The 8,365-nt window shown below is 70.1% G+C and carries 10 protein-coding genes and 1 pseudogene; 9 read left to right on the top strand and 2 right to left on the bottom strand.

The features are described 5' to 3' along the window. From ACFV4K_RS32730 to ACFV4K_RS32705, 6 genes are all read left to right on the top strand, one after another. Window positions 1-446 (top strand): ATP-binding cassette domain-containing protein (locus tag ACFV4K_RS32730; protein WP_379280132.1); only part of this gene is annotated, 446 nt, incomplete at its 5' end. Next, on the top strand, window positions 443-1,888 hold the full coding sequence (locus tag ACFV4K_RS32725) for a sugar ABC transporter permease (RefSeq protein ID WP_379280131.1): 1,446 nt from the start codon (window positions 443-445) through the stop codon (window positions 1,886-1,888). The genes ACFV4K_RS32730 and ACFV4K_RS32725, both read left to right, overlap by 4 nt. A 25-nt stretch (window positions 1,889-1,913) precedes the next feature. Beyond that, on the top strand, window positions 1,914-3,065 hold the full coding sequence (locus ACFV4K_RS32720; RefSeq protein ID WP_379280129.1) for an ROK family protein: 1,152 nt from the start codon (window positions 1,914-1,916) through the stop codon (window positions 3,063-3,065). Between the two features lie 101 nt (window positions 3,066-3,166). After that, complete coding sequence (locus ACFV4K_RS32715) at window positions 3,167-3,880, top strand: PIG-L deacetylase family protein (protein ID WP_379280128.1); 714 nt, start codon at window positions 3,167-3,169, stop codon at window positions 3,878-3,880. Between the two features lie 88 nt (window positions 3,881-3,968). Next, window positions 3,969-5,117 (top strand): glycosyltransferase, encoded by a 1,149-nt coding sequence (locus ACFV4K_RS32710; protein WP_379280127.1) that lies wholly within the window; start codon window positions 3,969-3,971, stop codon window positions 5,115-5,117. Window positions 5,118-5,246: 129 nt separating this feature from the next. After that, window positions 5,247-5,438, top strand: a complete 192-nt coding sequence (locus ACFV4K_RS32705; protein ID WP_357282872.1) for a DUF3046 domain-containing protein — start codon at window positions 5,247-5,249, stop codon at window positions 5,436-5,438. A 7-nt stretch (window positions 5,439-5,445) separates the two neighbouring features. Here the strand turns inward: ACFV4K_RS32705 and ACFV4K_RS32700 are convergent, their stop codons facing one another. After that, window positions 5,446-5,997, bottom strand: a complete 552-nt coding sequence (locus ACFV4K_RS32700) for a CGNR zinc finger domain-containing protein (RefSeq protein WP_379280125.1) — start codon at window positions 5,995-5,997, stop codon at window positions 5,446-5,448. A 154-nt stretch (window positions 5,998-6,151) separates the two neighbouring features. Here ACFV4K_RS32700 and ACFV4K_RS32695 point away from each other — a divergent pair, with 154 nt between their 5' ends. The 3 genes from ACFV4K_RS32695 to ACFV4K_RS32685 all read left to right on the top strand — a co-directional run bounded on the left by ACFV4K_RS32695 (window position 6,152) and on the right by ACFV4K_RS32685 (window position 8,098). Next, window positions 6,152-6,604, top strand: a complete 453-nt coding sequence (locus ACFV4K_RS32695; RefSeq protein ID WP_379280123.1) for a VOC family protein — start codon at window positions 6,152-6,154, stop codon at window positions 6,602-6,604. A 97-nt stretch (window positions 6,605-6,701) separates the two neighbouring features. After that, window positions 6,702-7,610, top strand: a complete 909-nt coding sequence (locus ACFV4K_RS32690; RefSeq protein WP_379280133.1) for a pyridoxamine 5'-phosphate oxidase family protein — start codon at window positions 6,702-6,704, stop codon at window positions 7,608-7,610. A gap of 35 nt (window positions 7,611-7,645) precedes the next feature. Further along, window positions 7,646-8,098 (top strand): nuclear transport factor 2 family protein, encoded by a 453-nt coding sequence (locus tag ACFV4K_RS32685; protein WP_379280121.1) that lies wholly within the window; start codon window positions 7,646-7,648, stop codon window positions 8,096-8,098. A gap of 3 nt (window positions 8,099-8,101) precedes the next feature. On the opposite strand, the pseudogene ACFV4K_RS32680 reads toward ACFV4K_RS32685, so the two are convergent. Beyond that, window positions 8,102-8,365, bottom strand: a pseudogene (locus tag ACFV4K_RS32680) (MFS transporter); the annotation flags it as partial.

Here is an 8,365-nt window from a genome sequence, read left to right as displayed (position 1 = left end):
GGTGGCTGCTGGACGCGGCGAGCAGGGAGGCGGCGGCGCGGCGCCCCCGGGCCTCGTGGGGGGTGCGCACCGTGAAATCGGTGCGCACCCCGGTCGCGGCGCTCTCCGGCGGGCAACGCCAGACCGTGGCGATCGCCAAAGCCGTGCTGTGGAACAGCAATCTGGTGCTGCTCGACGAACCCACCGCGGCGCTCGGCGTCGCGCAGACACGGCAGGTGCTGGATCTGGTGCGGCGGCTGGCCGAACAAGGACTCGGGGTGATGTTGATCAGCCACAACCTGGCCGACGTGTTCGAGGTCGCGGATCGGATCGCGGTGCTGTACCTGGGGCGGATGGCCGCGCAGGTGCGGACCGCCGACGTCACCACCGGGCAGGTGGTGGAATTGATCACCGCCGGACGCTCGGGGGACCTCGGGTTGGCGCGCCCGGAAGCGGTGGCATTGTGAGCGAGGAATCCGCCGGTATGGCCGATGTTTCGCAAGCGACGGCCGAATCCGGGACCGCCGTCACCGACTTCGGAATCGACACCACGACACTGTCGGTACGAGAAGCCTCGAGCAACTATGTGGCTCGGCTGCGCGGCGGCGAGATCGGTTCGCTGCCAGCGATTCTCGGCCTCGTGGCGTTGATCGTGTTCTTCTCGGCCCTCTCGGATGTGTTCTTCTCACTCAACAACATCGCCAACCTGCTGGCGCAGGGCGCGGGGCAGACCATCATCGCCATCGGGATCGTGTTCGTGCTGCTGATCGGCGAGATCGATCTGTCGGCGGGCACGGCCTCCGGGGTGGCGGGCGCGGTGCTGGCCATGCACTACGTGGAGAACGGGAACCTGTTGACCGGCATGGGGTCGACGGTGTTCTTCGTGTTCAACGCCATGCTGGCGCTGGCCGCGATCCTGGCGGGGCTGCTGCGGATCTGGCCGGGGGTGGCGTTCTCGCTGCTCGGGATTCTGCTGACGGTCCTGGGCCTGTCCGCGAATCCGTGGGTGGAGATGCTGCTCGCGGTGTGCGTGGGCGCGGCCATCGGATCCATCACCGGGTTCCTGATCGCCAAGATCGGGATGCCGTCGTTCGTGGTGACGCTGGCGCTGTTCCTGGCGTGGCAGGGCGTGATCCTGCAGCTCATCGGGGAGGGCGGGGTGCTGGGGATCAGTTCCTCGCATGTGCTCGACGCGGTGGCCAACGGGAATCTGTCGACGGTGGGCAGCTGGGTGCTGTGCGTGGTGGCGGCGGGCGGGTACGCCGTGGTCACGCTCGGCGGGCACGTGCTGCGTCGGCGGCGGGGGCTGGTGACGCGGCCGACGGCGCTGGTGGTGGTGAAGGTTTCGGCGCTGGTGATCTTCGCGATCGTCGTGACGGCGCTGCTCACCGTCAACCGGTCGCCGAGCTCGCTGATCGTCATTTCCGGTGTGCCGTACGTGGTTCCGATCGTGCTGGTGTTGCTGGTCGCCGGAACCTACGTGCTGACGCGGACCACCTACGGCCGTCATATCTACGCGGTCGGCGGCAATGTCGAGGCCGCGCGGCGCGCGGGCATCAATGTCACCCAGTTGCGGGCCAGCGTTTTCGTGATCAGTTCCGCGTGCGCGGCGGTCGGGGCGATCGTCTACTCCTCGAAGGTCGGTTCGGTGGATCCGCAAGCGGGCGGGCTCAATACGCTGCTGTTCGCGGTCGGCGCGGCCGTGATCGGCGGGACGTCGCTGTTCGGCGGGCGCGGGCGGGTGGCCGACGCGGTGATCGGCGGCGCGGTGCTGGCGGTGGTGTCGAACGGGCTGGGCCTGCTGCGGCAACCGGCGGCGGTGGTGTCCATCGTGACCGGGCTGGTGCTGCTGCTGGCCGCTTCCGTCGACGCGCTGTCGAGACGCCGCGTGGCGATGTCCGGTCGGTGAGCCGCGCGATGGTATATCCGAGTTCATGACCGTCGCCCGTCCGGACGAGGTGCGCCGGTTCAACCGGTCGACCCTCCTGCGGCTGCTACACACCGGAGGCCCCGCCACCCGCGCGACCCTCGCGGCCGCACTCGGGCTCAACCGATCCACCATCAAGATGCTCGTGGACGGGCTCGCAGAGGACGGCGTGGTGGAGGAGAAGGTGCCGCGGCTGGCCCGTGGGGCCGGGCGGCCGTCGCTGCTGGTGCTGCCGCAACCCGAGGCGGCGGTGGTGCTCGCGGTGGACGTGCAGGTCGAGCACGTGGGGATCGCGCTGGTCGGGTTCGGCGGGCAGATCATGGTCCGCAACAGCTGGAATCTGCGTGGGCGGCAACGGGAACCGGACGAGGTGATCACCCACGTCGCGGAATCCTCGGCGATCCTGGCCGAGGATCTGGGGCTGCGACCGGTCGCGGCCGGGGTGTGCGTGCCCGGGGTGGTGCGGCGCGCCGACGGGCTGGTGCACAATGCCGCGAATCTGCGCTGGGGCGAGGTGGCGCTCGGGCAGCGGCTGCGAGCGGTGCTGGATGTGCCGGTCACGGTCGGCAACGACGCCGAATTCGGCGCTCTCGCAGAGCATGTCAGGGGCGCGGGGCGCACCGCCGCCGACGCGGTGTTCGTGTCCGCCGATGTCGGGGTGGGCGGCGGGCTCATCGCCCAGGGCGCGCTGTTGCGCGGGCAGGCCGGGTACATGGGCGAGATCGGGCATATGACGGTGCGACCCGGCGGGCGAAAGTGCTACTGCGGCAACGAGGGCTGTTGGGAGGGCGAGGTGGGGGAGGCGGCGCTGTGCCGGGCCCTGGGCATGCCAGAGCACGGGCCGCGCGGCGCGATCGTGGCCGAACTGCGTGCGCTGGGCGGGAATTGGGAATCCCCGCTCGGCGAGTACCTGGACTGGCTGACGCTCGGGCTGGTCAATGTCGTGAACATTCTCGGACCCGAACTGGTGGTGCTGGGCGACCTGTTCACCGCGCTGCCCGACGCGGCGATCGCACGGGTCCGTGAGGAGGTGCACCGGCGCAGCATGGTGAGCCGGGCATTCGGCGGGGTGCGGATCGAGAAGTCCTGTCTGGGACCGGATCTCAAACTGCTGGGAGCGGCCGAGGCGGCGTTCGAGGGCGTGCTCAGCATGCTGTGATCCGCCGCTGCCGGCTCGGCGCGGGCGGCGCGATACGGGTCCGGGGTGCGAAGTTCGTGCCCTGGTGGCGCGGGCCGGTGCGGCCGGAGTTGAATACAGGCATGGAGCAGCTTCCCGAGGACTGGCAGCGGGGGATCGTCATCGTGGCGCATCCCGACGACATCGAGTATGGGGCCGCCGCCGCGGTCGCGCGCTGGACCGGGCAGGGTAAGGACATTCGCTACGTGCTGGTCAGCAGTGGTGAGGCCGGTATCGCGGGGCTGTCGCCCGCCGAGGCCGGGCCGCTGCGCGAGGACGAGGAGCGGGCCTCGGCCAAGATCGTCGGCGTCAGCTCGGTCGAATTCCTCGGCTACCCGGACGGCCGCATCGAGGAATCCCTCGCCCTGCGACGCGACCTGGCCGCCGCCATCCGCCGCCACCGGCCCGAAATGGTGCTCCTGTTCAACTACGGCGACACCTGGGCCCGCGGCTACGTCAACTCCGCCGACCACCGCGCCGTCGGCCGCGCCGCCCTCGACGCCGTCTCCGATGCGGGCAACGAGTGGATCCACCCCGACATCGCCGATCTGCCCGCCTGGTCCCCGCGCTGGGCCGCCGTCTACGGCGTCGGCGACGGCAGCCACGGCCTCGACGTCACCGACACGGTCGAGGCCGCCGTCGAATCCCTCACCGCCCACCGCCGCTACCTCGAGGTCCTGAGCCCCGAACCGGTCGAAGCCCAGGCCCGCGCCGTCATCGAGATGACCACCGGACCCAAGGAGGGTTTCCCCGCCGCCCGGGCCCTCAGCTTCGAGCTCTACCACTTCGCGGGCTGAGCTGGGACTTCGACGCCGGCCCGGCGGCACGGTATCGGAAGACGGGTGAGGTTCCGGAAGTGTCGGGCGGGTGTGGCACCCTGGCTGCGTGCGAGTAGCGGTGGTGGCCGGGCCTGATCCGGGGCATGCGTTTCCGGCGATTGCGTTGTGTGAACGATTGCTGGCGGCCGGGGACGAGCCGGTGCTGTTCACCAGCCCGCGCTGGTTCGACGCCGCGCGGGACGCCGGGATCGGGGTGCGACGGCTCAAGGGCCTCGCGCCGCGGGCCGAGGACGACGACAGTGACGCCGGGGCGCGGATTCATCAACGGGCCGCGCATATCTCGACCGAGATTTTGCCGGATCTGAGCGCCATGCTGCCCGAACTCGTGGTGTCGGATGTGCTCACCGCCGGCGGCGGGATGGCCGCGGAGCGGTTGCGGCTGCCGTGGGTGGAACTGTCGCCGCATCCGCTGTACCTGCAGTCGAAGGGGTTGCCGCCCATCGGGAGTGGCCTCGCGGCGGGGGAGGGGCTGCGCGGTCGGGCCCGGGACTCGGTGCTGCGCGGGCTGAGCTCGCGCGCCGTGCGGCGCGGGGAAGTGCAGCGTGAGCAGGCGCGGGCCAGTATCGGCCTGCCCGCGGAGGATCCGGGGCCCGATGCCCGGCTGATCGCCACGCTGCCCGCCCTGGAGGTGCCGCGGCCGGACTGGCCGGAGAACGCCCACCTGGTCGGGCCCCTGCTGTGGGAGCCCACCTCTCACATCCTCGACTTGCCGCCCGGTGACGAACCGCTGGTCATGGTCGCTCCCTCCACCGCTCAGACCGGCCAGGTCGGTCTGGCGGAGGCCGCATTGGCGGCGTTCGAGGGCGCGGGCGTTCGTGTCGCCATTTCCACTCTCGACACCCCGCCCACCGACCTCCCGTCCTGGGCCACAGCCGGTTTGGGTCGTCAGGACGAACTGCTGCGCCACGCCTCGGTCGTGATCGGCGGCGGCGGACACGGTCTGCTCGCCAAGACCCTGCTGTCAGGTGTTCCGATCGTCACCGTTCCCGGTGGCGGCGACCAGTGGGAGCTCGCCAATCGCGCGGCCCGCCAAGGCAGTTCCCTGTTCGTGCGGCCGCTCACCCCTGAGGCCCTGCGGGACGCGGTGAAACGCATCCTCGACGATCCCGCCTACAAGACCGCCGCCGAGTCGGCCGCCGCCGGCATCGCCGACACCGTCGACCCGGTCGAGATCTGTCACGCCGTGGTGCGCTGACGCCGCCTGCTCGGCGAGTGCCGGACCAGCCGCGCGAGCTCCGTACCAACCGGTCGTGCACGAGTCGGGTGATCCGGTCGGACCGGTATGCCACCGGCCGGATCCGGTCGGTGGCGTAGGCTCGCGGCCGTGCGGCTGACGGAGTTTCAGGAGTTGATGCATACCGAGTTCGGCACGGCGCGCGCCGACGCGCTGCTGGCCGATCACGTGCTGCCGTCCATGGGGCGGACCGGCGCGCAGGCCATCGAGGCGGGGGTCGATCCCCGCGACGTGTGGCGGGCGCTGTGCGCGGAATTCGATGTGCCGAAGTCGCGCTGGTGAATTCGGGTTACCCGGCGGACTGTTCCGACTGGGTCTTCTTCGCGTAGTGCCGCGTCGCCTTGGCGCGATTGCCGCACGCCGCCATGGAATGCCAGCGGCGGGTGCCGTTCTTCGAGGTGTCCAGGAACCACAGGACACAGTGCGGGTGCGCACACTGCTTGATGCGTTCGGGGGAGCTCGCCAGCAGGTGTAGCAGGTTGTCGGCGGCGAGCCAGGCGGGTAGCCAGGCCGGGTCGGCGACCTCGGGGACGTCGGCCGGGCCCGCTGCGGTCAGAGCGCGGCGGATGCGGCCGTGCGCGAGCACCGCGTTGAGGTCGTCGGCGATGTGCGGATCATCCGCGGAGTCGGCCTTGACCACGCGCAGAATCGCGTCGCGGGCGGCTATCAGGGCGTCGAGCGTGTCTTCGTCGGCGGGGACGTCGAGATCGTTGTCGGCCAGCCACTGCCGGGCGCCGGCCACATCGGTGAGCAGATCCTGCGGGCCCGTCTGCGCTATCCAGCGCGTGTTGAGCAGGTCCAACGCGGGCGGTTCACCGAGGTGGGGGCGTGGTTCGGGCACGTCTGAGGGTAACCGGCTCCTTGTCGTCATCGGATCATCCACTCCCTTCTAACCAGACAAATCAACTATAGGGGTTGACGCTGGGCGACCCCTGCGATTAACTTCTAACCTGTCAAACAAGCAACATGGGTTAGATCATCCGAAGGGATTCATCATGACCGCACCCGTCCTCGCCACCGGGCACATCGGCCTCAATGTCACCGACCTCGACCGCTCGGTGTCCTTCTATCGGCGCGCACTCGGCTTCGAACAGCTCGGCGCGGGCGGGGAGGGCGCGCAGCGCTTCGCCTTCCTCGGGCGGGACGGGCAGTTGCAGGTCACGCTGTGGCAGCAGAGCGACGGCGAGTTCTCGGCGAAAACTCCCGGCCTGCACCACCTCTCGTTCCAGGTCGACACCATCGACCAGGTCCGTGCGGTGGAGACCGCGCTGAAGGACCTCGACGTCGCGTTCGCCCACGACGGCGTCGTCGCCCACGGCGAGGGTGCGGCCTCCGGCGGCATCTTCTTCATCGACCCGGACGGCATCCGCCTCGAGGTCTACGCGCCCTCGGGCGCCGAGCATGCTCCAGCTCCCTCGGGCAGCGCCCCGACCTGCGGGTTCTTCTGAGCCGGAATATCGGACTGCCACTGCGGGATTCGCATGGGGTGCCACTGCGGCGCCTCGCCACCGAACCGAGCCCCGAAGGGAAACGGCCATGAACGACATGCAGATCCGGGACCTGCCCGGCGGGGTCGCCTATCACCCCGGGGAACTGGCGGTGCAGCGGCGACTGGGCCAGGCCGACATCGCGCAGCGGGTCGGCCGGATGATCCGGCCCGACATTCCGGCCGCCGCCGCGCAATTCCTGGCCGAACAGCCGATGATCGTCCTGGCCGCCGCCGATGACGCGGGCCATATGTGGGCAGGCCAGCTGGCGGGGTCGCCCGGGTTCGTCCACGCCGCCGGCGAGCGCGTCATCGAGGTCGAGGCGACACCGGTGGCGGGTGACCCGCTGGCCGAATCGCTGCGTGGCGCACGGCATGTCGGGATGATCGCCTTGCAGCCGCAGACCCGCCGCCGCATGCGGGTCAACGGGGTGATCGCGCCCACCGCGACCGGACTGCGCATCGACACCGAGCAGGTGTATTCGAACTGCCCGAAGTACATTTCCCGACGAGGGGTCGAGGAATGGGTTTCGGGCGTGACACCGGAGGTGCGCCGCGGCACGGAGTTGGATGCCGCGCAGCGGGAACTCGTCTCACGCGCCGACACCTTCTTCGTCGCCTCCGCCGACGCCGACGGGCACGCCGACGCCTCCCATCGCGGCGGCAATCCCGGCTTTCTGCAGGTGCTTTCCCCGACCCGCCTGCGCTGGCCCGACTACCGCGGCAACTCCATGTTCATGACCCTCGGCAATATCGCCGCCGACCCGCGCTGCGGCCTGCTCCTGCCCGACTGGGGGACCGGGGCCACTCTGCAACTCACTGGAACCGCCGAGATCACCTGGGACGAGGCGGTTTTCACGCCCGGCGCGCAATGCGCCGTCGACTTCACCGTCACCGAGGTCGTCGAGATCTCGGGCGCCACGCCCCTGCGCTGGACCGACCCCGAGCTGTCGCCGGTCAACCCCTGATCCGCGATCCTCGTCAACCCGAAAGGCTCACCGCCATGCGTCCTCCACTGCCGCCCTTCGACCTGGAATCCGCGAAGCAGAAGGTTCGCGCCGCCGAAAATGCCTGGAACACCCGCGATCCCGAGAAGGTCGCGCAGGCGTACACCGAGGATTCCGTCTGGCGCAATCGCGACGAATTCCTCATCGGCCACGCCGAGATCGTCGACTTCCTGAAGCGTAAATGGTCCAGCGAGAACGGCTACGCCCTGCGCAAGGACCTGTGGACCTTCACCGAGAACCGCATCGCCGTTCGCTTCCAGTATGAATGGCACGACGACGAGGGCCGGTGGCATCGCAGCTATGGCAACGAACTCTGGGAGTTCGCGTCCGACGGCCGCATGTCGCGCCGCGAGGCCAGCATCAACGATGTGCCGATCGCCGAGTCCGAGCGTCGCATCTTCGGCCCGCGCACCGAGGAGGAGGACGACGCCCTCCTCCCCGTGCGCTAGCGGTCAGATCAGCGCGGGAGCGGGGGCCGGTTCGGTATCGCGTTCGTGGGTGCGGAAGAGCGCGAATACCGCGACGCCACACACGATTCCGACGGCGCTCGCCACCGCGACCGCCGAATCCAGACCCGTCACGAAATGCGGCAGCGTCGGACGGCCGTCACCGGCGGCGCCGCGGAACACGGTGCCCAGCACCGCGACCCCGAGCGCCAGGCCCAGCTGCCGCGCGGTGTTCACCGCCCCGGCCGCCGTCCCGCTCTGCTGCGGCGC

It is taken from the genome of Nocardia sp. NPDC059764 (genome assembly GCF_042732555.1).
Lineage (GTDB): Bacteria > Actinomycetota > Actinomycetes > Mycobacteriales > Mycobacteriaceae > Nocardia.
The sequence above is the reverse complement of the archived record's forward strand: the minus strand, read 5'-3'. Positions and strand labels throughout refer to the sequence as shown.